The 21,689-nt window shown below is 65.9% G+C and carries 23 protein-coding genes; 15 read left to right on the forward strand and 8 right to left on the reverse strand.

All coding sequences use genetic code 11. The features are described 5' to 3' along the window. Positions 1–18: 18 nt before the first annotated feature. Positions 19–1,176, reverse strand: coding sequence for a penicillin-binding protein activator (locus tag K3181_RS14785; protein ID WP_221603896.1), 1,158 nt, complete (start codon positions 1,174–1,176; stop codon positions 19–21). 37 nt (positions 1,177–1,213) lie between these two features. Between K3181_RS14785 and rsmI the strand changes: the two genes are divergently transcribed. Genes rsmI through K3181_RS14805 form a run of 4 tightly spaced genes read left to right on the forward strand, consistent with a single transcriptional unit; the run spans position 1,214 to position 4,046 of the window. Then, entirely contained in the window at positions 1,214–2,065 is an 852-nt protein-coding gene (rsmI, locus tag K3181_RS14790) for a 16S rRNA (cytidine(1402)-2'-O)-methyltransferase (RefSeq protein ID WP_345725517.1), read from the forward strand. Continuing rightward, positions 2,062–2,412 carry a YraN family protein gene (locus K3181_RS14795; protein ID WP_221603898.1) on the forward strand — a complete coding sequence of 117 codons (351 nt, stop codon included), beginning with the start codon at positions 2,062–2,064 and terminating at the stop codon, positions 2,410–2,412. Before rsmI ends, K3181_RS14795 begins: the two co-directional genes overlap by 4 nt. A 33-nt stretch (positions 2,413–2,445) precedes the next feature. After that, positions 2,446–3,414, forward strand: coding sequence for a glutathione synthase (gshB, locus tag K3181_RS14800; RefSeq protein WP_221603899.1), 969 nt, complete (start codon positions 2,446–2,448; stop codon positions 3,412–3,414). Between the two features lie 23 nt (positions 3,415–3,437). Further along, positions 3,438–4,046, forward strand: a complete 609-nt coding sequence (locus tag K3181_RS14805; protein WP_221603900.1) for a DedA family protein — start codon at positions 3,438–3,440, stop codon at positions 4,044–4,046. On the opposite strand, the gene K3181_RS14810 is transcribed toward K3181_RS14805, so the two are convergent. Both K3181_RS14810 and hemW read right to left on the reverse strand, forming a co-directional pair. Continuing rightward, positions 4,043–4,939 (reverse strand): tyrosine recombinase XerC, encoded by an 897-nt coding sequence (locus K3181_RS14810; protein WP_221603901.1) that lies wholly within the window; start codon positions 4,937–4,939, stop codon positions 4,043–4,045. The two genes, K3181_RS14805 and K3181_RS14810, sit on opposite strands and share 4 nt — an antisense overlap. Continuing rightward, positions 4,936–6,090, reverse strand: coding sequence for a radical SAM family heme chaperone HemW (gene hemW, locus K3181_RS14815; protein ID WP_221603902.1), 1,155 nt, complete (start codon positions 6,088–6,090; stop codon positions 4,936–4,938). The genes K3181_RS14810 and hemW overlap by 4 nt, the downstream gene beginning before the upstream one ends. Positions 6,091–6,209: 119 nt before the next feature. Here hemW and K3181_RS14820 point away from each other — a divergent pair, with 119 nt between their 5' ends. Beyond that, complete coding sequence (locus tag K3181_RS14820) at positions 6,210–6,731, forward strand: CAP domain-containing protein (RefSeq protein ID WP_247715176.1); 522 nt, start codon at positions 6,210–6,212, stop codon at positions 6,729–6,731. A 3-nt stretch (positions 6,732–6,734) separates the two neighbouring features. On the opposite strand, the gene rdgB is transcribed toward K3181_RS14820, so the two are convergent. Further along, positions 6,735–7,361 carry an RdgB/HAM1 family non-canonical purine NTP pyrophosphatase gene (rdgB, locus tag K3181_RS14825; RefSeq protein ID WP_221603904.1) on the reverse strand — a complete coding sequence of 209 codons (627 nt, stop codon included), beginning with the start codon at positions 7,359–7,361 and terminating at the stop codon, positions 6,735–6,737. Next, on the reverse strand, positions 7,358–8,074 hold the full coding sequence (gene rph, locus K3181_RS14830; protein WP_221603905.1) for a ribonuclease PH: 717 nt from the start codon (positions 8,072–8,074) through the stop codon (positions 7,358–7,360). The genes rdgB and rph overlap by 4 nt, the downstream gene beginning before the upstream one ends. A gap of 84 nt (positions 8,075–8,158) precedes the next feature. On the opposite strand from rph, the gene hrcA reads away from it, so the two are divergent. The 4 genes from hrcA (at position 8,159) to K3181_RS14850 (ending at position 11,967) form a co-directional block, all read left to right on the forward strand. Continuing rightward, positions 8,159–9,217: a heat-inducible transcriptional repressor HrcA gene (gene hrcA / locus K3181_RS14835; protein ID WP_221603906.1), complete on the forward strand. Its 1,059-nt coding sequence runs from the start codon at positions 8,159–8,161 to the stop codon at positions 9,215–9,217. Positions 9,218–9,230: 13 nt separating this feature from the next. Continuing rightward, the gene (gene grpE / locus K3181_RS14840; protein WP_221603907.1) at positions 9,231–9,830 is read left to right on the forward strand and encodes a nucleotide exchange factor GrpE; all 600 of its coding nucleotides are present in this window, start codon (positions 9,231–9,233) and stop codon (positions 9,828–9,830) included. 22 nt (positions 9,831–9,852) lie between these two features. Further along, positions 9,853–11,604 (forward strand): DUF885 domain-containing protein, encoded by a 1,752-nt coding sequence (locus K3181_RS14845; RefSeq protein WP_221603908.1) that lies wholly within the window; start codon positions 9,853–9,855, stop codon positions 11,602–11,604. Positions 11,605–11,676: 72 nt separating this feature from the next. Further along, the gene (locus K3181_RS14850; RefSeq protein ID WP_221603909.1) at positions 11,677–11,967 is read left to right on the forward strand and encodes a YMGG-like glycine zipper-containing protein; all 291 of its coding nucleotides are present in this window, start codon (positions 11,677–11,679) and stop codon (positions 11,965–11,967) included. Positions 11,968–11,987: 20 nt separating this feature from the next. Here the strand turns inward: K3181_RS14850 and K3181_RS14855 are convergent, their stop codons facing one another. After that, positions 11,988–12,410: a vgr related protein gene (locus tag K3181_RS14855; protein WP_345725518.1), complete on the reverse strand. Its 423-nt coding sequence runs from the start codon at positions 12,408–12,410 to the stop codon at positions 11,988–11,990. A 113-nt stretch (positions 12,411–12,523) separates the two neighbouring features. Then, positions 12,524–13,003 carry a copper chaperone PCu(A)C gene (locus tag K3181_RS14860; protein WP_221603910.1) on the reverse strand — a complete coding sequence of 160 codons (480 nt, stop codon included), beginning with the start codon at positions 13,001–13,003 and terminating at the stop codon, positions 12,524–12,526. Positions 13,004–13,180: 177 nt separating this feature from the next. Here K3181_RS14860 and dnaK point away from each other — a divergent pair, with 177 nt between their 5' ends. The 3 genes from dnaK (at position 13,181) to K3181_RS14875 (ending at position 16,957) form a co-directional block, all read left to right on the forward strand. Further along, positions 13,181–15,112, forward strand: coding sequence for a molecular chaperone DnaK (gene dnaK, locus K3181_RS14865; protein ID WP_221603911.1), 1,932 nt, complete (start codon positions 13,181–13,183; stop codon positions 15,110–15,112). 68 nt (positions 15,113–15,180) lie between these two features. Continuing rightward, a complete protein-coding gene (gene dnaJ, locus K3181_RS14870; RefSeq protein WP_221603912.1) occupies positions 15,181–16,296 on the forward strand; it encodes a molecular chaperone DnaJ in 1,116 nt (371 codons plus the stop codon). Between the two features lie 37 nt (positions 16,297–16,333). Then, positions 16,334–16,957 (forward strand): DUF6445 family protein, encoded by a 624-nt coding sequence (locus tag K3181_RS14875; RefSeq protein WP_221603913.1) that lies wholly within the window; start codon positions 16,334–16,336, stop codon positions 16,955–16,957. Here K3181_RS14875 and K3181_RS14880 read toward each other — a convergent pair. Further along, a complete protein-coding gene (locus K3181_RS14880; RefSeq protein ID WP_221603914.1) occupies positions 16,954–19,269 on the reverse strand; it encodes a patatin-like protein in 2,316 nt (771 codons plus the stop codon). The genes K3181_RS14875 and K3181_RS14880 overlap by 4 nt on opposite strands. A gap of 70 nt (positions 19,270–19,339) precedes the next feature. Here K3181_RS14880 and radA point away from each other — a divergent pair, with 70 nt between their 5' ends. The 3 genes from radA to K3181_RS14895 are packed head-to-tail and all read left to right on the forward strand — an operon-like array spanning position 19,340 to position 21,684. Continuing rightward, positions 19,340–20,707, forward strand: coding sequence for a DNA repair protein RadA (radA, locus tag K3181_RS14885; protein ID WP_221603915.1), 1,368 nt, complete (start codon positions 19,340–19,342; stop codon positions 20,705–20,707). Positions 20,708–20,728: 21 nt separating this feature from the next. Next, on the forward strand, positions 20,729–21,250 hold the full coding sequence (locus tag K3181_RS14890; protein ID WP_221603916.1) for a CvpA family protein: 522 nt from the start codon (positions 20,729–20,731) through the stop codon (positions 21,248–21,250). Then, the gene (locus tag K3181_RS14895; protein WP_221603917.1) at positions 21,250–21,684 is read left to right on the forward strand and encodes an iron-sulfur cluster assembly scaffold protein; all 435 of its coding nucleotides are present in this window, start codon (positions 21,250–21,252) and stop codon (positions 21,682–21,684) included. The genes K3181_RS14890 and K3181_RS14895 overlap by 1 nt, the downstream gene beginning before the upstream one ends. The last annotated feature ends 5 nt before the right edge of the window (positions 21,685–21,689 follow it).

Genomic DNA, 21,689 nt, shown 5'->3' on the forward strand with positions numbered 1-21,689 from the left:
AGAGGTTATCCGCCTCGCTCAGAAGCGGTCGGCCGCATTCTCCACGACGACCACAGAGCCCTCGCGGACCTCGCGCACTTCGAAGGCGCGCTCGACCAGCCCGTCGCGGGTGAAGCGGAACGCCCCGTCGAGCCCGAGGAAGCCGTCGTCGCTGCGCAGCGCGCCCTGCGGGAAGTCGCGGCCCACGCGCCAGTCGCGCGCGACACGGAGGGTCAGTAGCACTGCGTCGTAACCGAGCGTGGCAATGCGATAGGGCTGGCTGCCGAAGCGTGCCTCGTAGCTGTCGACGAAGCGCTTGTAGCGACCGTCCGATACGGCCGAGAACCACGCGCCGCGAAGCGCCGATGCGCGGGTGACCGAGCTCTCGCCGCTCCACAATTCGGTGCCGAGCAGCTGCGGCGTGGTCGCGCCGCCCGATTTCAGCACGCCCGCCGCCTGCGCCGCGAGACGAGCGCCATCGGCGATCAGCACGGTGTCGTAGCCGCCATGCGCCTTGAGTCGTTCGGCCGCACTGACGATGGAGGTGTTGCCGCGTGCGAAGCGCTCGGTCCACACCACCGTCCCGCCATAGGCGGCAACCGCATTGCGCATCGCACTCTCGGCCCGCGCGCCATATTCGCCGTCGGGGGCGATGATGGCGAAGTTCCGCGCCCCCTTGCCGCGCGCGTACTGCACGCTGCGCATGATCGACTGCTCGGGAATGTGGCCCATGATGTAGACGTCCGGGCCGGCCGCGCCGGTGTCGTTCGAGAAGGAGATCACGGGCACATCGGCCGCCTGGGCCGGCGCCACCACCGAGGGAATGTTCGAACCGAGCAGCGGGCCGAGGATCAGCTTGTTGCCCTCAGCGATCGCCTGGCGCGCCGCCGCCTCCGGACCCTTGGCCGTATCATAGGTGGTGATCCGCAGATTGCTCGCATTGGTGTCGAGCAAGGCCATGGTCGTGGCATTGGCGATCGACTGGCCGACCGCGCCGTTCTGGCCCGACATCGGCACCAGCAGCGCGATGCGGTGGCGCGTCTCGTCGCTCGGCAGCGTCTCGGTCGGCTCGGGCGCGGGCGTGGTGGCGACGGGGCGAGGGCGCTCGGCGCCCTTCGGGATCACCGAACAGGCACCCAGAATGGCGGCCAGTCCTACCGTTACCAGTGTCCGACGGTCGAAAGTCCAGCGCTTCATCTTGCCGCGTCCCTCACTCTTGGTTCATGGAGCAGGAGTGACAGACGCCACCCTTCCCGAAAATTCCCTTACGCCGGGGCTCTATATCGTCGCCACCCCGATCGGCAACCTTGGCGACATTACCCTGCGTGCCATCGAGGTGCTGCGTGGCTGCGATGCGGTCGCTTGCGAGGACACGCGGGTGACGGGCAAGCTGCTCAAGCATCTCGGGATTTCCAAGCCCTTGTGGCGCTATGACGACCACAGCGAGCATCGCGACCGCACCAAGCTGGTCGATGCCGCCCGCACGCGCGCCGTCGCATTGGTGAGCGACGCCGGGACGCCGATGATTTCCGATCCGGGCTATCGCCTCGTCAACGACTGCCGCGCCGAGGGAATTCCCGTTACCGCATTGCCCGGCGCCTGCGCCGCGATCACAGGGCTGGCGTTGAGCGGTCTGCCCAACGATCGCTTCCTATTCGCCGGTTTCCTGCCCTCCAAGGACAAGGCGCGCCGGGAAATGCTCGAGGAACTGGCGAGTATCGATACGACGCTGGTGTTCTACGAAACCGCTCCACGCCTGGCGAAATCGCTGGCGGCGATCGAGGAGGTCCTGCCCTATCGCGATGTGGCGGTGGCGCGCGAACTGACCAAGCTGCACGAGGAGCTTCGGCGCGGGCTCCCCGCCGGCCTGATCGCCTATTACGAGGCCAACCCGCCACGCGGCGAGATCGTCCTCTTGGTCGGTCCTCCTCCCGAAGAGTTGGCGAGCGAGGAAGATGCCGATGCGCTGCTGGTCGAGGCGCTGCGGACGCTGAAGCCTTCGCAGGCGGCGGCACAGGTCGCCAGGTCGACAGGCTTCGATCGCAAGACGCTCTACGCCCGGGCGATGGAGCTCCGCTCCGCATGAAGCGCCAGCTGGCCGAGAAGAGTGGCCGCGAGGGCGAAACCCGGGCGGCGCTCTGGCTCAGGGCCAAGGGCTGGCAAATTCTCGATCGGCGGGTGAAGACACCAGCGGGCGAAATCGACCTCGTTGCCAAGCGTGCCAATGTGGTCGCTTTCGTCGAGGTCAAATGGCGCCGCAAGCGCGCCGATCTTGACCACGCGGTGGACGAATACCGCCTCTCGCGCGTCGCCGCCGCGGTCGAGGCGGTTGCGCATCGCTATGCGCAGGGCGGCGAAGATATCCGCATCGACGTCATCCTCCTTGCGCCGGGAAGCTTCCCCCGCCACATCGCCAATGCATGGCAGCCCTGATCGCGGGCAGGCCGCAGGAAATCGGAGTTCGAGATGAGTTTGCGCGTCGCCGTCCAGATGGACCCGCTCGAGAGGATCAATATCGCGGGCGACAGCTCCTTTGCGCTGATGCTCGCGGCGCAGGCGCGCGGTCACGAAGTCTGGCATTACGATGTGAACAGCCTCGCCTATGAAAGCGACGGTACGCCGCACGGACGAATTACTGCCCATGCGGCTCCCGTCACCGTCCAGCGGGTCGAGGGCGGTCATTTCAGCATGGGCGAGCGCCGCCGGATCGATCTTGCGCGCGATATCGACGTCGTCCTGATGCGTCAGGACCCACCGTTCCACCTCGGTTACATCAGCGCGGCCTTCCTGCTCGACCGTCTCAAGGGTACCACGCTGGTGGTCAACGACCCCCGCGAGGTCGTCAATGCGCCCGAGAAGATGTTCGTGCTCGACTATGCGCGCTTCATGCCGCCGACGCTGGTCGCGCGGCATCTCGACGATCTGCGCGATTTCCAGAAGAAGCACGGCGCGATGGTGGTCAAACCGCTCCACGGCAATGGCGGCAAGGCGATCTTCCGCCTCGATGAGAGCGGCACCAATCTCTCGGCCCTGTCGGAAGTCTTCGACCAGACCTGGCCCGAACCGCACATGGTCCAGCCCTTCCTTCCCGAAGTCTCCGAAGGCGACAAGCGCATCGTGCTGGTCGATGGCGAATTCGCCGGCGCGATCAACCGCTTCCCGGGCGAAGGCGAGTTCCGTTCGAACCTCGCGCAGGGTGGCCATGCCGAAGCGACGACGCTGACCGCGCGCGAGGAGGAAATTTGCGCCGCGATGGGCCCCGAACTCAAGCGACGCGGACTGGTCTTCGTCGGCATCGACGTGATCGGCGGCAAGTGGCTGACCGAAATCAATGTCACCAGCCCGACCGGCATCGTCGCGATCGACAAGTTCAACGGCACCGACACGCCCGGCCTCATCTGGGACGCGATCGAGCGCAGGCAGGCGGACCAATAGCGCGCCTCGCGCATTGAAGCGCCATGCACGGCTTCATTCTCGGTGCGATCGCCGCAGGCGGCTATCTCGGCATTTTCGTGCTGATGGCGCTGGAGAACATCTTCCCGCCGATCCCGTCCGAGATCATCATGGGCTACGGCGGGTTGCTCGTTGCCCGCGGGCAGATGGAATTCCTTCCGTTGCTGCTTATCGGGACTTTGGGCACCGTCGCGGGAAATTACTTCTGGTTCTGGCTCGGCAAGCGCTGGAAGGAAGACCACCTCAAGCGTTTCATCGTGCGTCATGGCCGCTGGCTGACCTTCGAGTGGAGCGAGTTCGAGGCGGCACGCGACAAGTTTCGCCGAAACGGCGAATGGATCGTCTTCTTCCTCCGTTTCTCGCCCTTCCTGCGGACGATCATCTCGCTGCCAGCGGGGCTGGCGCAGATGAAGCTGTGGCGATTCCTCCTGTTCACCTTCCTCGGCTCGCTGGTCTGGAACGGAGCGTTGATCGCAGGTGGATCCGCGCTCTCCGGCCTGATCGAACGCTACGAGACTTACGCCAGCTGGGCGGTTGGCCTGTTCCTGCTCGGCGGGCTCGTCTGGTACCTCTACCGGATCGCCAAGTGGAGCCCGAGCGAGGCCGACACCTAGTCCTTCTCGCGCGGATGCGCGTTGCGATAGGTGTCGAGCAGGCTTGCCGCATCCACCTTGGTGTAGATCTGCGTCGAACCGAGGCTCGCATGCCCGAGCAGTTCCTGCAGGCTTCGCAAATCCGCGCCCGCGCCCAACAGGTGCGTCGCAAAGCTGTGGCGCAGCGCATGCGGCGTCGCGCTGTCGGGCAGTCCCAGCGCCTTGCGCGCCCGGGCGGTCGCCTTCTGGACCATGCCCTGCGCCAGCGGGCCGCCCTTCGCCCCGCGAAACAGCGGATCGTCCCTTCCCAGGGGCCAGGGGCATTGCGCAGCATAGTCGGCCACCGCCTCGCGCACGATCGGGAGCAGCGGGACCACACGCTGCTTGTTGCCCTTGCCGGTGACGGTCAGCCGTTCGCCGAGGGGGAGCGCACCCCCGGTCAGCGAGAGCGCCTCGGCAATGCGCATCCCCGCCCCGTAGAGCAGCAACAGCACCGCACGGTCGCGTGCGCCGATCCAGTCCTCGGTCGCGATCGCTTCGACAGTGTCGGCGAGACCGAGCGCGTCGTCTGGCGTGACGGGACGCGGGAGCCCCTTCTTGATTCTCGGGCCGCGCAGGCGCGGGGGGTCGGTCAGCGCATGCCCGGCCTGGGCCCGGGCGAATGCGATGAAGGCCTTGAGGGCGGACAATTCGCGCGCGGTCGAGGCATTGGCGAGCCCGTCCGCGCGGCGCGATGCGAGATGGCCGCGCAGGCGCGTCGCGTCGAGCGCGGCCACGCTGTTCCAGTCGGTCAGTTCGAGAGCGGCAAGCAGCCGCTCTGCCGTCCTGCCGTAGGCGCGCACTGTGTGCGGGGACCGCCGCAGGCCGAGCGCGAGATGATCGTGCCAGGCCTCGAGCAGGTCCGCCTTGCTCATGAAGCGACGAGGTCCGCCTGGACCAGTTCGCCGAGCAGTGCGTCGAGCAGGGGCATGCCGCGCGGAGTGACGCCGATCCGTTTTCCCTCGCTCCAGGCCAGTCCGAGGTCGCGATACAGAGCCAGTCTGGGCTGGTCGATCAGGGCTTCAGCGGTGGTATCGAAGCGTCGGGCGAGGGCGGCGAGATCGATGCCCTCCGCCAGTCGCAGCCCCATCAGCAGCGCCTCGCTCGCCTGCTCGCGGCGGCCGAGATCGCGCGCTTCGGCGATGCCATGGCGCTGCCGCGCGACGGCAGCGAGATAGTTCTCGGGCTTGCGATGGCGCACCGTCGCGATCTCGCGCCTGCGTCCATGTGCACCGGGTCCAATCCCGATGTAATCCTGATAGCGCCAGTAGGTGAGGTTGTGGCGGCTTTCCTGGCCCGGGCGGGCATGGTTGCTGATCTCGTAGGCGGGCAGGCCGGCCCTGCCGGTCATCTCCCGAGTTACCGCGAAGAGATCGGCCGCACGGTCGTCGTCGAGAGGTTCGAACAGCCCGCGCCGCACGTCGGTGGCGAAGCGCGTCGCCGGTTCGATGGTCAGCTGGTAGAGCGAAATGTGATCGGTGCCGAGCGCCAAGGCGCGGCCCAGTTCGGCGTGCCATGCGGCCTCGGTCTGGTCGGGACGGGCATAGATCAGGTCGATCGAGATTCGCTCGAAGTTGCTCTGCGCGGTCGCGACGGCCGCGAGCGCCTCGTCGACGCCGTGCATCCTGCCGAGAAAACGCAACGCCTCGTCGTGCAGACTCTGCACGCCCAGCGACACCCGGTTGACCCCGGCAGCGGCCAGATCGGCGAAATTCGCTGCCTCGACGCTGTTCGGATTGGCTTCCAGAGTGATTTCGATTCCGGGGTCGAAGCCCCACAGGCGCTCCGCCTCGTGCAGCAGATCGGCCACGAGAGCCGGCGGCATGAGCGAGGGAGTTCCTCCTCCAAAAAAGATACTTGCTAGCGGTTCTTGCGAATCCGCTTCAGCATGCTCGTGGTGCATGTCCGCGAGCAGGGCCGCCTTCCATTCCGCGACATCCGCAGAATCCCGGACATGGCTGTTGAAGTCGCAATAAGGACATTTTGCGATGCAGTAGGGCCAGTGAATGTAGAGTGCGCGAGCCACGTATGCCTTCAGTCAATCTTAACCATCACGGCCGATTCAGCGCCGTCATGACCCAGTCGAAAAAATGGATTGCGCCCCTTGCCGGGGCATTTGCCCTTCTTTGTGCCACGGGCAGTGGCATGGCTGCAAGCAGCTCGTCCTCGAGCATGGCGAGTCGCGACCTTCCCGCAATGCGCTCGGTCGACCGGCGCGGCCCCAGCGATCTTCATCTCGCGGCGCGGATCCTGAGGGCGCATAACGACGAACGCCAGCGCCTGAGCCTCAAGCCGCTCAAGTGGAATGTCCACCTCGAGCGCGAGGCGCGGGAATGGGCGCAACATCTCTCGAGCAAGGGGATGCTGCAACATGCCGACCAGCGAGGCCGCAACCAGACGGGCGAGAACCTCTGGATGGGCACGGCGGGGCATTGGCCGGTCGAAAACATGGTCGGCATGTTCATCGACGAGAAGAAGCACTACCGGCACGCGCGCTTCCCCGACATTTCCAAGACCGGCAACTGGGCCGATGTCGGCCATTACAGCCAGATCGTCTGGCGCGATACGCAGGAAGTCGGCTGCGCCGTCGCGACTGCGCGGGGCAACGACGTGCTGGTGTGCCGCTATTGGCCCGCAGGCAATGTCTGGGGCCAGAAGGCCTACTGATCCTCAGCCGAACTGATCGGCGACCAGCTTGCCGAAAGCGTCGGCACGGTGGCTGATGGCGTGCTTTTCCGCCGGATCGACCTCGGCAAAGGTCTGCTCGCGTCCCTGCGGCACGAAGACCGGATCGTAACCGAACCCCATCGCCCCGCGCGGCGGCCAGGTCAGGCTGCCCGGCGCGGTGCCCTCGTAGACCGCTTGTTCGCCATCGGGCCAGGCGAGTGCGAGCACGCAGTGGAAGGCACAGGACCGGTCGACCCCGTCGCCTTTCGCCTGCAGCATGCCCTCGACCTTGCCCATCGCCATGTACCAGTCGCGCCCCGGTTCGCCTTCGAACCACTGCCGTTCGGCCCAGTCGGCGGTGTAGACTCCCGGCCGCCCGTCGAGCGCATCGACCGACAAGCCGCTGTCATCGGCAAGCGCCACGAGCCCCGAGGCCTCTGCCGCCGCGCGCGCCTTGATCAGCGCGTTCTGGACAAAGGTCGTGCCGGTTTCTGGCGGCTCGGGAAGACCGAGCGAGCCGGCCGAGATGCACTTCACCCCATGCGGTTCGAGCAGCGCGGAAATCTCCTTGAGCTTCCCCGCGTTATGCGTGGCGATCACCAGCGTGCCCGAACCGATGCGGCGGGTCATTTGCGGACGGCCTCGTCCTGTGCCTTGAAGATCTGCGCACAGCCCATCTGGGCAAGCCGCAGCAGCCGCAGGAAGGCTTCCTCGTCATAGGGCGCGCCTTCGGCCGTGGCCTGCGCCTCGGCGATCTTGCCGCCCTCGATCAGCACGAAATTGGCGTCCGCATCGGCATTGCTGTCTTCGGGATAATCGAGGTCGAGCACCGGCGTGCCCTTGTAGACACCGCAGGAAATCGCCGCCACCTTGGCGGTGATCGGGTCCTGCGTGATCGCGCCCGACTTCAGCAGCCCGTCGACCGCGAGCCTGAGCGCAACCCACGCGCCCGAGATCGAGGCGGTGCGCGTGCCGCCATCGGCTTGGAGCACATCGCAGTCGAGCGTGATCTGGTGCTCGCCGAGCTTCTTCATGTCGACCACGGCGCGCAAGCTGCGTCCGATCAGCCGCTGGATTTCCTGCGTCCGCCCGCTCTGCTTGCCCTTGGCCGCTTCGCGCTGGCCGCGCGTATGGGTGGCGCGCGGGAGCATCGAATACTCGCCGGTAACCCAGCCTTCGCCCTTGTTGCGCATCCACGGCGGCAGGCGATCCTCGACGCTGGCGGTGCACAGCACGCGCGTCTCGCCGAAGCTGATCAGGCAGCTGCCCTCGGCATGCTTGGTATAGCCGGTTTCGATGGTGATGGCGCGCATTTCGTCGGGCGCACGGCCGGAAGGTCGCATGGGAATCTCCATTGCAGTCGAGTCTCGACGGGCGCTGTGGCGCATGGGTCTTGAGGCCGCAAGGGGAGTGGCTAGATAGGAGGCATGAATTCGCCTCCACTCACCGATCTCAGCGACCGCGCGCGCGAGATATTCCGCCTCGTCGTGGAAGGCTATCTCGACAGCGGCACGCCGGTGGGATCGAAGGCGCTCGCGGGCCCAAGAGAAGAAGGGGGCGGTGGAGTGAACCTGTCCCCCGCCTCGATCCGCAATGTCCTCGCCGACCTCGAGGCGCGCGGACTGCTTGCCGCCCCCCACACCAGCGCCGGACGCATGCCGACCGAGACGGGCCTGCGGCTGTTCGTCGATGCGATGATGCAGGTTGCCGAGCCCACACGCGAGGAGCGCGCGGCGATCGAACAGCGGTTGTCCGAACCCGGTCCGATCGAACGCGCGCTCGAGGAAACCAGCGCGCTGCTGTCGGACCTGTCGGGCGCTGCGGGGATGGTCATGGTGCCGACGCGCGAACCGAGGCTGGCGCAGATCACGCTGACCGCGCTCGATGCCACGCGCGTTCTGGCCGTGCTGGTCAGCGAGGACGGCCATATCGAGAACCGTATCCTGTCGCTCCCCGCCGAAGCTTTGGCCACCTCGCTCGAACAGGCGAGCAACTATCTCACCGCGCGGATCGCCGGGCGGACGCTGGCCGAGGCGGCGGGCGCAGTCGAAGAAGAAATCGCCAGCGGCAAATCGGCGCTCGACGAGGCTAGCCGCGACCTGGTCCAGCGTGGACTGGCGATCTGGAGCGAGGATTCGGCCCAGCGCCCGGTGCTGATCGTGCGCGGTCAGGCGAACCTTCTCGACGAGTCCGCGCTGGGCGATATCGAGCGCGTGCGTTCGCTGCTCGACGACCTCGAAAACAAGCAGTCGCTCGCGGGTCTGCTCGACCGCGCGCGCCGCGCCGAGGCGTTGCGTATCTTCATCGGCAGCGAGAACCGGCTGTTCTCGCTCTCCGGCTCATCGGTCATCGCCTCGCCCTATCGCGACCGCGATGGCAAGGTCGTCGGCGTGCTGGGGGTGATCGGCCCGACTCGGTTGAATTACGCGCGGGTCGTCCCCATGGTGGATTTCACCGCCCGATCCTTGGGCAAGAGAATAGGCTGACAGGGTTTTTCGAGTGAACGACGAGAACAAGCACGAACCGCAGAAGCAAGCGGTCGACGAAGAAGTGGCGCGCGAGATGGAAGGCGTGCCCGAGCACCTGCGCAGCGACAGCGACGAAGCCGACGGTGAGGACAAGGCACTCGAAGAAGCGCTTTCGAAGCTGCGCGGCGATCTCGAAACCGCGATGCAGGACGTGCTCTACGCCCGCGCCGAAACCCAGAACGTGCGCCGCCGCCTCGAAAAGGACGTGCAGGACGCACGCAATTACGGTGCGACGAGCTTTGCGCGCGACATACTCAGCGTGGCGGACAATTTGTCGCGCGCGCTTGATCACGTGCCCGAGGAACTGCGCGAGAGCGACAAGGCGAAGAACTTCATCGCCGGGATCGAGGCGACCATGCGCGAGCTGGACAAGGTCTTCAACGCCAACGGCATCACGCGCATTGCCGCCAAGGGCATGCCGCTCGATCCCAACCAGCACCAGGCGATGATGGAGATCCCGACCGCCGAGGCCGAACCCGGCACGATCGTGCAGGAAATGCAGGCCGGCTACATGATCAAGGACCGCCTGCTGCGTCCGGCGATGGTCGGCGTGGCCAAGAAGCCCGACTGATCGGCCAGAGGAGGGACGACACATGAGGACTGCCATGATCGGAGCGGCGGTCCTCGTCGCCTCCGCCTGGGTTTCACCTGCCATCGCTCAGGACAGCGCCGACGAGCAGGTCGAAGCGCTGGGCGATGCCTATTACGACTACAATCTCGCAGAGTTCGGCCTGACCGAGACGGCCAGCGGCGATACCGAATATGGCGATCATCTGTGGTCGGTCACTCCTGCGGCGCAGCGCGCGCGGGCGGCGAAGTACGCGGAGCTCCTCGCACAGCTCGATGCCATCGACCGCTCGCAGCTGAGCGAGAAGGTGGTCACCGATGCGCTGGTCCTCAGGACCTTGCTCGAGGGCGAGATCGGTGACGCGCGCTTTGCCGAATGGGAAATGCCCTTCGACAGCGACAGCAATTTCTGGTCATACCTCGCGTCGTCGCGCGGCTTTACCACGGTCGAGGATTACGAGAACTACATCGGCCGGATGCGCGACATTCCGCGCTATTTCGCCGAACAGACCGCCAACGCCCGCGCCGGGCTGGCGCGCGGTTTCTCGGTCCCGCGCGTGACGCTCGAAGGGCGCGACGTCTCGATCGCTTCCTATGTCGTCGACGATCCCGAGCAGAGCCCGTATTGGAAGGCTTTCGCCGACATGCCGCGCAGCATCCCGGAAGCCGAGCAGGAGCGGCTGCGGGCGGCAGGCCGCGCGGCGATCGCCGAGAGTGTCACTCCGGCCTATGCCGACTGGCTGCGCTTCTTCCGCGAGGAGTATCTGCCGCGCACGCGGACTTCGCTCGGCGCAAGCGAGTTTCCCGAAGGCGAGGCCTATTACGCCCAGCAGATCCGGCAATACACCACGACCGACCTGACCGCCGAACAGATCCACCAGATCGGCCTGAAAGAAGTCGCGCGGATCACCGCCGAGATGGAGAAGGTCAAGGCCGAGGCAGGCTTCGAGGGCACGCTCGGGGAATTCGTCACCTTCCTGCGCACCGATCCGCAATTCGTCGCCAGGACGCCCGACGAGCTGATGGGTGTCTCCGCCTATGTCGCCAAGCGGGTCGACGGGAAGATCGGCGACTATTTCGGCTTCCTGCCGCGCCACCGCTTCACCATCCGCCCGGTCGATCCGGCGATCGCGCCGTTCTACACGGCGGGGCGGGGCGGGCTCGATGCCTGCCAGATGAACACATACGACCTGCCCTCACGCCCGCTCTACAATATCCCCGCTTTGACGCTGCACGAATGCTCGCCCGGGCACAGCTTCCAGGGTGCGGTCGCGCTCGAGCAGGAAGAGGCGCCGCGCTTCCGGCGCCAGACCTATTTCTCGGGCTTCGGCGAGGGCTGGGGTCTCTACACCGAATATCTCGGCGAGGAGATGGGCATCTATCGCACTCCCTACGAGAAGTTCGGGCGGCTATCCTACGAAATGTGGCGTGCCGCGCGGCTCGTCATCGATACCGGCATCCACCGGTATGGCTGGACCCGCGAGCAAGCGGTCGAATATTTGTCGAGCCACACCGCGCTGTCCGATCGCGAAGTCGGGACCGAGATCGACCGCTACATCAGCTGGCCGGGGCAGGCGCTGGCCTACAAGCTCGGCGAAATAACCATCCGCCGCGTGCGCGCCAAGGCCGAAGAGGCGCTCGGCGAACAATTCGACATCCGCAAATTCCACGATGTCGTCCTGTCGCTCGGCTCGGTGCCGCTACCCGCGCTCGAAGCGCGGATCGACGCCTTCATCGCCGATGGCGGGCAGGGCCTGCCCGGCGTGACCTACGACTGAGGCCAGGATCCCCGGGAACGCACGCAGACTGCATCCGTAAGTGACCCGACAGGGATGCAAACGGAGATTTCCATGAATATGAAGCTTCTTCTCGCACCGGCTCTGGCCGTGTCGAGCCTCAGCCTGGGTGCCTGCGCGCAAAACTATGCGGTCGAAGGCGCTGCCGCAGGCGCTGCGGCGGGTGCCGGGCTGGGCCTGCTGCTCGGCGACGACATCGAGACTTACGCGCTGGCGGGCGCCGCGATCGGCGGCGTCATCGGCTACGCCAAGGACAAGAACGATCGCTGCGACGGGTATTACGGCGATGGCCGCTATGTCGACGATGACTGCCGCTACGACGATCGCTACGCGCGCTACTGGTAGGCCTCGATCTCGAGCGACCCCTAGCCGGTCGCCCCTGGGAAGCGCACCAGAAGGTCATAGGCGGAGGCGTCCGCGGCGCCCGCCAACTTGATCCCGTTGCGTAACCAGAAGGCGTGTTTGACGATCTCGGCCTGCTGCTCGATCCCGTAACGATCAAGCGGCCAACCGGGCTTGAGCGCATAGTCGTATCGGGCCCAGGGCATCCGGCGCGTGACGAGATACCATTCGCCGCGGGTCTGCACCTGCCAGACATGCACCAATTCGTGAATGAGCAGTCCCTGCCGCAACACGTTCGCGACCGAGAAATCGTCGCAGTAGCTGTCCGAATCCGGGTGAAAATGCAGATGTCCGCGCGGCGCCATGGTGACCCGTCGCGGCTGAAGAGGAAACCATTTCCGTCGCCGGATGGTCACCCGCGAATAATCGATCGCGTCGCCAAACACCGTCCGTGCGAGTTCGATCTCGCCCGACGTCAGTGGACGTTCTCCTCCTGCCCGGCAGGAAGGCGCGACAGCACTATCGTGGCTCTTGAGGCCGAGACTGTCGCGCCCTAGGCTCAGCGCTCGTCCCCCGCCGCGCGGATTTCCACCGGGAAGGACTTCTTCTTGCCGCCGACCACAGTCAGGGTCATCTCGGTCGTCCCGCCGGCTTCCATCGTCGGGGCGAGATCGAACACCATCACATGGAAACCGCCAGGCTCGAAACTCTGGCTATCGCCGGCGTTGACCAGCACCTGGCCGAGGCTGTCCATCGTCATCTGGCCGTCCATTTCCATCGAACCGTGCAACTCGGCGCTGCCCGCTCCTTCGACATCCGCGCGCCGGATCGCGTAATTCTTCTCGCCGGTGTTCTTGACCTCGAAATAGATCGCCCCGGGATTGCCCGAAACCGCGGGCAGCATCAGCCGCGCATTGCTGACTTCGAGTGCGACCTCGTCGGCCGCGGGGGCCGCCACGTCACTGGATTCTCCCGAACAACCGGCCAGTGCAACCGTCGTCAATGCCAGCGCCACGGGCGCGAAATGCGTAAATTTCATGGATTTGTTCCCCTCTCTTCCTGCCCGAAAAACTAGCGCGGCCCCTCCCTTGTGCCAAGAGAAACCACACCTATATCGCCCATGTAATACACCACCGGATCGAGCCGCCGACCGGTTCCGCCATTCTCGGGGAACCCATAGTGCGGTGTCCAACGACTTGAAACAGATGGGGAAACCATGAGCAAAGTTATCGGTATCGACCTCGGCACCACCAACAGCTGTGTCGCCGTGATGGACGGGGGCAAGCCCAAGGTCATCGAGAATTCCGAAGGCGCGCGTACCACGCCGTCGATCGTCGCCTTCACCAAGGATGGCGAGCGCCTGATCGGCCAGCCGGCCAAGCGTCAGGCGGTCACCAACCCCGACAACACGCTCTTCGCGATCAAGCGCCTGATCGGTCGCCGCTTCGACGATCCGCTGACCAAGAAGGACATGGAGCTCGTCCCCTACGACATCGTCAAGGGCAAGAACGGCGATGCGTGGGTCGAAGCCGGTGGCGAAGACTATTCGCCCAGCCAGGTTTCCGCCTTCATTCTGCAGAAGATGAAGGAAACCGCCGAGAGCTATCTCGGCGAAACCGTTACCCAGGCGGTGATCACCGTCCCCGCATACTTCAACGACGCGCAGCGCCAGGCGACCAAGGACGCCGGCCAGATCGCGGGCCTCGAGGTGCTGCGCATCATCAACGAGCCGACCGCCGCGGCGCTCGCCTATGGCATGGACAAGGAAGACGGCAAGACCATCGCCGTCTACGACCTTGGCGGCGGCACCTTCGACGTCTCGATCCTCGAGATCGGCGACGGCGTGTTCGAAGTGAAGTCGACCAATGGCGACACCTTCCTCGGCGGCGAGGACTTCGACAGCGCGATCGTCGAATATCTCGCTGAAGCGTTCAAGAAGAAGGAAAACATGGACCTGAAGGCCGACAAGCTCGCCCTCCAGCGTCTCAAGGAAGCTGCGGAAAAGGCCAAGATCGAGCTTTCGAGCTCGGCCCAGACCGAAGTGAACCTGCCCTTCATTACGGCTCGCATGGAAGGCGGCAGCTCGACCCCGCTGCACCTCGTCGAGACGCTCACCCGCTCGAAGCTCGAGCAGCTCGTCGGCGATCTGATCAAGCGCACGCTCGACCCCTGCAAGAAGGCGCTCGCCGATGCGGGCGTGTCGAAGGACCAGATCGACGAGGTCATCCTCGTCGGCGGCATGACCCGCATGCCCAAGGTGCGCGAAGTGGTCGAGGAATTCTTCGGCTCGAAGCCGCACACCGGCGTGAACCCCGATGAAGTCGTGGCCATGGGCGCCGCGATCCAGGCCGGCGTGCTCCAGGGCGACGTCAAGGACGTGCTGCTGCTCGACGTGACCCCGCTGTCGCTGGGCATCGAGACGCTCGGCGGCATCATGACCAAGATGATCGACCGCAACACGACGATCCCGACCAAGAAGACGCAGACTTATTCGACCGCCGAGGACAACCAGAACGCGGTGACCATCCGCGTTTTCCAGGGCGAGCGCGAAATGGCGGCCGACAACAAGTTGCTCGGCCAGTTCGACCTGGTCGGCATCCCCCCGGCGCCGCGCGGCGTGCCGCAGATCGAAGTCACCTTCGACATCGATGCCAACGGCATCGTCAACGTCAGCGCCAAGGACAAGGGGACCGGCAAGGAGCAGCAGATCCGCATCCAGGCCTCGGGCGGTCTTTCTGACGACGACATCGAGAAGATGGTCCAGGATGCCGAGAAGTTCGCCGACGAGGACAAGAAGCGTCGCGAGGGCGCCGAAGCCCGCAACCAGGCTGATAGCCTCGTCCACGCGACCGAAAAGCAGCTCGAAGAGCATGGCGACAAGATCGATGCTTCGCTGAAGAGCGAGGTCGAAGAGAAGGTCGCGGCGCTCAAGACCGCGCTCGAAGGCGACGATGCCTCGGACATCAACGCCAAAGCGCAGGACCTGTCGCAGTCGGCGATGAAGATGGGCCAGTCGATCTACGAGCAGGAGCAGGCCAAGGCATCGACCGAAGCTCCCGAAGGCGGCGACGCCGGGAACGACGGCGGTGCGGAGGAAGAGGTGGTCGACGCCGAATTCTCCGAAGTCGACGAAGACTCGAAGAACTGATCGCCGGATGAGAAGCCAATCGCCATCGGTGCGCCAATGCACCGGTGGCGATTAGCCATTGGAAAGCCATGTCGACGACCGAAACCGACCTTTACGAACTGCTTGGGGTGACCCGCGACGCCGATGGCGCGACGATCAAGTCCGCCTATCGCAAGCTGGCGATGAAGCATCATCCCGATCGCAATCCCGGCTGCACCGAGAGCGAAAACACCTTCAAGGCGGTCAGCGCCGCCTACGAAGTACTCAAGGACCCGCAGAAGCGTGCGGCCTATGACCGCTACGGCCATGCCGCCTTCCAGAATGGTGGTGGCGGCCACGGGGGCGCCGATTTCGGCGACCTGGGCGATATTTTCGAGACCATCTTCGGCAGCGCCTTCGGCGGCGGTGGCGGGCGTGCCCGGCCGCGCCGCGGTGCCGATCTGCGCTACGACATGCAAATCGATCTCGAAGAGGCCTTCCACGGCAAGTCGACCGAGATCGAGATCGAGGTCTCGCAGAATTGCGAAACCTGCCACGGGTCGGGCGCCACGCCCGGCACCCGCGCGCGGACCTGCAATTTGTGCCACGGCCAGGGCACCGTCCGCGCCAAGCAGGGCTTCTTCGTGGTCGAGCGTCCATGCCCCAATTGCCACGGTAGCGGCGAAGTCATCACCTCGCCGTGCCGCGACTGCCGCGGCGAGGGCCGCGTCGACAAGCCGCAGACGCTCGAAGTGGACATCCCGCCGGGGGTCGATACCGGCACGCGCATCCGCTTGTCGGGCAAGGGCGAGGCGGGCCCGCGCGGCGCACCTCCCGGTGACCTCTACATCTTCGTCCACGTCAAGCCGCACGCGATCTTCCAGCGCGAAGGCACCACGCTCGCCACGCGCGTGCCGATCAGCTTCACCACCGCCGCGCTCGGCGGCTCGATCGAGATCCCCAATCTCGACGGCGAAAATGTGACGATCGAGATTCCCGCGGGTATCCAGTCGGGCAAGCAGTTGCGCCAGCGCGGTGCGGGCATGCCCGTGCTGCAGGGGCGCGGTCGCGGCGACCTGGTGATCGAGATTGCGGTCGAGACGCCGACACGGCTGTCGAAGGTCCAGCGCGCGCTGCTCGAACAGTTCCGCGAGCAGGAAACCGGCGAAGAATGCCCCGAGAGCCGCGGCTTCTTCGACAAGGTGCGGGATGCCTTCGGCGGGTGATTGCCAAGCGGGGCGGTGCTCGCGATAAGCGCCCTCCATGCTGCCATCGCTGACGATCATCGACGATTTCCTTGCTGACCCCTGGGCCGCGCGCCGCGCGGCGCTGGCGCTCGACTATGCCGCTCCCGGGGCGGGCGGAAACTATCCTGGGCGCGATTCGACCAAGCCGCTACCGATGGACGGCATCGACGCCGCGGTGTCGCGCCATGTCGGGATCGAACTCACCGGCGCCAAGGGCACCGAACACGGCCATTGCCGGATCACGCTCAAGTCCGACAAGGGACGGAGCGGTGTGCATATCGACCCGGCATTCTATTCGGGCATCCTCTATCTCTCGCGTCCCGAGGATTGCGCGAAGCCGGGAGCGGGCGGGACCGATTTCTTCCGCCACAAGCGCACCGGGCTCGAGCGCGTGCCCCCCAATGGCGCGGACCTTGCCGCCAGCGGTTACGACACGCTCGACGACCTCATCACCGACGTCGTCAACAAGGACACGACCCAGCCAGCCAGGTGGGAGCGCGTGATGCGCGTGCCGATGCGCTTCAACCGACTGGTGCTGTTTTCGCCCTGGCAGTTCCACAACGCCGCGCCCGCTTTCGGGACCGAGCCTGAGAATGCGCGCCTCGTTGCGCTGCTCTTTTTCGGCCGGAAGAAAGCCTAGGAGAAGCGCTCGGCGACTTCGCCGCGGATTTCGTCGATCAGGTGCTGTGCGCAGCGGCCCGATGCCTGTTCCTCGTCGAGGATCGCGTCGAAGGCTGCGCGCTTGACCTTGCGGCATCGTTCCTCGGGAAGCGGCTTGTCCACCGTCGAACAGACGAGGTCGATCATGCGCTCGGCGCCGTGGAGGCGGCCCCAGAGATAGTCGTTCTCGCGATAGGCCCGGCTGAAGAAGGCACCGAAATTGTAGAACTCGATCCCGCGCAGTGTCGCCGTCGTCCCGCCCTCGCGTATGCTCCGGGCATCGTCGGGGCTGATGCGATCGACCTTGACCGGGTCGAATTCGGTCAGCCCCTCGTTGCGCAGCAGCGGGAGCGTGGCGACATCGTAGAAGGGGAAGCCCAAGTAGGTCAGCAGCATGCGTCGACGCAGGTTCTTGGGCATCTGGTCGAGCGCTACCGAAAGCATCTCTTCGGCTCGGTCGTCGAGGTCGGGCAACAGGCGTTTCGCCTCGACGCGGTCGAGCAGTGCGCCAGGTTCCGCCATGACTCCTTCGGCGGCCTGTTCGAAATCGGAACCCAGAGCGTTGACACCCTCCTTTGCGAAATAGAGCGCGAGGATGCGGTAGACGGCATCGCGCCCGCGTTCGAGCGCCTCGTCCGAAATGTCCGGGTCCGCTTCCCAGTCGCGCGCCATCCGACGGGCCAGGAGGCGCAGCCGGCGGATGCGAAACCCGATATCGTGCTCGCGGAAGAAGGCGATTGCCTCGGGAGACGCACCCCCGGAAGGGGCAGTCAGCCGCTCCAGCCCGCGTCGGAGCAACTCCTCTCGCAGGACGGCTTCGATCGGGGAAGGTTCGTCGAAGCCGAGCTTGGGCGCGCCCGACAGCGCGAGCCGCGCGAGGCGCATGACGATGGCGGAGAACTTGGCCTGGGCGTAGGCGTGAAAGGCATAGCCGGCGCGTTCGGCGGCAGCCTGCTGCGCCTTCTGCCGCCACGCCCGGAGGCGCGCGGGCGTGGGGCTGTCGAGGAACAGCGTGCGACCGAAGAGCTTCTCGACCACCGCATCGACCTCGGGGCGCAGCGCGGCGACGATCCGGTTGAGGCGCTCCGCCTCGCGGCTCTGTTCCTGGATCTGGTCGAGATTGTCGCGGATCGGCTGCTCACGCGGGATGGTCGAAAGCGACCCGAAGATCGCGGAGAAGAAGCCAACCGGTTCGTTCTTGCTGGCATTCACATCGCCGAAACTATCGGGCCGCGGATCGATATAGACGAAGCGACGATCGACCTCGCGCTGTGCGGGCCGCCCCTCCAGCGCCGCAATGGCTCCCGAAAAGGGCTTGTTGACCAACACCGAGCCATCGATGAGCGAGACGTGGTCGAGCGAACCGCGCACTGCGTGGACCGGCATGATGCGCTCGAGAAAGGCCTCGCGGCCCGGCCAGGCGCGCTCCGTGAGATCGGACAATGTGTCGATCTCCTCGATCCGCAGCGGAGGGAAGGCGCCGGGAAAACTCGCCGTGGCGCGCGCGGCGAAGACCAGTTCGAGCGGATTGGCCAGGTCGGATCCGCCCCTCGCCGGCGTATTCGCGCGGAAGGCAATCGGCATCCGGTGCTCGGTATCCTCGACCACCGGCGGGCTGTGGAGACGGATCAGCTCGTGAAAGCCGTAATAGTCGGTCGCCGTGACATAGAGGTCGAGCGGGTGTCCGGGCGGGAGAAGGGGATCTTCCACCGGCCCTGCAGCCATGGCCGAAAACGCGGTTTCGAGCAGACGCGAGAAGCCCAACCCCGAAAACGGAGGCTCGAACCACCGGCCGCGGATCAGGTGCGAAACTTTGCGCTCGACCTCGGACTGCGTCTCGGGCGAGACCGCATCGGCAATATCGCTCCCCGGGCGGTTGAGCAGCCAGGTCGCAAAGGGTTGCGCCCACATCTTCGAGAAACGCCATTTCAGCCGCGCGGCCGGATCGACCAGTTCGTCGACGTCGGCGACTTCGAGCCACAGATCGGTCAGCGGTTCGAGCGATTGCCCCGAATGCACCGCCTGGGCCAGGAAGACGGCGTTGATCCCGCCCGCGCTCGCGCCGCTCATGATGTCGGGCAGCACCCTGAGCCGCAGCCCCTGTTCGCGCGCCAGGCTTTCCAGCAGCTCGCGATAGACCGCTTCGACGCCCTTGCGGGCAGGCCCCTCGACATGGAACTCGCGACTGGCCCGGGCCAGGTGCCAAAGCTCGCGTGTCACACCGTGCATGTAGATCGCCAGGCTCACGCCGCCATAGCAGACCAGTGCGATCCTCAATTCCTTTTGACGCATCGAAGGTGCTGTGCACGGATAATACGCGCAAGGCAATTGCGTTCCGCAAATGTTCCGTTTAGCAGGGGGCATGGCCAAGCCCAAGAAACGCTATGTCTGCCAGGCCTGTGGCAGCGTCTCGCACCGCTGGCAGGGCCAATGCGCCGACTGCGCAGAATGGAATACGCTGGTCGAGGATGTCCCGGCAACGGTCTTCTCGATGAAACACGACCTGTCGAGCGGGGGCAGGGCGGTCGAGTTCGTCGACCTCGACAAGCCCGGCGCGCTACCCACGCGGCAGCCCACCGGGCTCGCCGAATTCGACCGGGCACTGGGCGGTGGACTGGTTCCCGGATCGGCGATCCTGCTCGGCGGCGATCCGGGGATCGGCAAGTCGACGCTCCTCTTGCAGGCTGCGGCGAAGATCGCGCGTGAAGGACGCGGCGTGGTCTATGTCAGCGGGGAGGAGGCTACCGCACAGGTCCGCATGCGCGCCGCGCGATTGGGGCTGTCGGATGCACCGGTAAAGCTCGCTGCGGCGACCGGGGTGCGCGATATCCTCACCACAATTGGTTCAATGGACACGCCCGCACTGCTGGTGATCGATTCGATCCAGACGATGCATTCGGACACGATCGAGGGCGCTCCGGGTACGGTCAGCCAGGTGCGCGGCTGTGCCTTCGAACTGATCCGCTACGCCAAGGAAAACGGTGTCGCGCTGGTCCTCGTCGGCCATGTGACCAAGGACGGCAGTATCGCCGGTCCGCGCGTGCTCGAACACATGGTCGACGTGGTGATGAGCTTCGAGGGCGAACGCAGCCACCAGTACCGCATCCTGCGCGCGCTCAAGAACCGTTTCGGCGCGGTCGACGAGATCGGCGTCTTCGCCATGGCGGGCGAGGGACTCGAGGAGGTCGACAACCCCTCGATGCTGTTCCTCTCCGGACGCGACGAACCGATGGCGGGGAGCGCCGTCTTCCCCGCGATCGAAGGCACGCGACCGGTGCTGGTGGAGATCCAGGCGCTGATCGTGCGGCTGCAATCGGGCGCGACGCCGCGCCGTGCGGTTGTGGGCTGGGACAGCGGGAGGCTCGCCATGCTGCTGGCGGTGCTCGAATCGCGCTGCGGGCTCAATTTCTCCTCGGCCGAGGTCTATCTCAACGTCGCCGGCGGCTATCGCCTGTCCGACCCGGCAGCCGACCTCGCGGTGGCCGCGGCGCTGGTCAGCGCCATGGCCGACCGGCCGCTCCCTCCGCGCAGCGTGTGGCTCGGCGAAGTCTCGCTCGCGGGCGAGATCCGCCCCGTCGCGCATGGCGGATTGCGCCTACGCGAAGCGGCCAAGCTCGGCTTCGATCGCGGCTTCGGCCCCGCAGACGTTAAGGCGGGATCGGCGGCCATGACCTACGATGGCCTCTCCCAACTGGCCAATCTCGTTGACCGGATAATCGGGAGTTCATAAGGCCCCGATGAAGGAAGGGTCATGACGGGTTTCGACTTTATCGTCCTGCTGATTGTCGGCATCGCCGCCGTGGGCGGCTTCCTGCGCGGCTTCCTGCAGGAAGTGCTGTCGCTCGCTGCCTGGGTACTGGCCGCCTTCGCCATCCGCTTCCTGCACACGCCGCTCACGCTGGCGCTGCACGACTACATCGGCCGCGACATCACCACCTCGCTCCTGTCCTTCACCCTGCTGCTGCTGATTCCCTATGCGGCGATGAAGGTCATCGCCAACAATGTCGGCAAGGCATCGCGGGATTCGCTGCTCGGCCCGGTCGACCGCGTGCTCGGCTTCGGCTTCGGGGCACTGAAGGGCAGCGTCATCGTGGTCATCGCCTTTTCGCTGCTGGTGCTCGGCTACGACACCGTCTGGGGATACAAGGGCCGGCCCAGCTGGATCACCACCGCGCGCAGCTATGAGCTGGTCGATGCGAGCTCGCGCGCTCTGGTCGAGGTGCTTGCGCAGCGGCGCGCGCAATTGCGCGAACGCTCCGCCAGCGAAGAGTGATGGCGTCCCCACGCGCCGCGGCGCTCTATTCACCCGAGCTGCTGGCGCTCGCAGTCGAACTGGCCGAGGTCCCCTACGACGATCGCGCGCGCGCCATCGGCCATGCGCGTTCGCGCAGTTGCGGCAGCGTGATCGACCTCTCGTCCTCGAACGCAGAGAGGATCGAAACGGTCGGGATCCGGGTCTCCGCCTGTGCGGTGGGGCAAGCCTCGGCAGCGATCTTCGCCCGCGAGGCCGCCGGAATGGATGCCGAGGCGGTCCAGACCACGATCGAAGAGCTCGGCGAATGGCTCGAGGGCAGGGCGCCGAGCGCCATCCTGCCGCGGCTCGAACTGCTCGAAGCCGCACGTCCGCACCGCGGCCGCCACGAGGCGATTCTCCTGCCGTGGAGAGCCGCGCTAGCCGCGCTTTCCAACCCAGGAACGCCGGGCTAGACCTT

This window comes from Qipengyuania mesophila, assembly GCF_019711655.1.
In the GTDB taxonomy this organism is placed as follows: Bacteria; Pseudomonadota; Alphaproteobacteria; order Sphingomonadales; family Sphingomonadaceae; genus Qipengyuania; species Qipengyuania mesophila.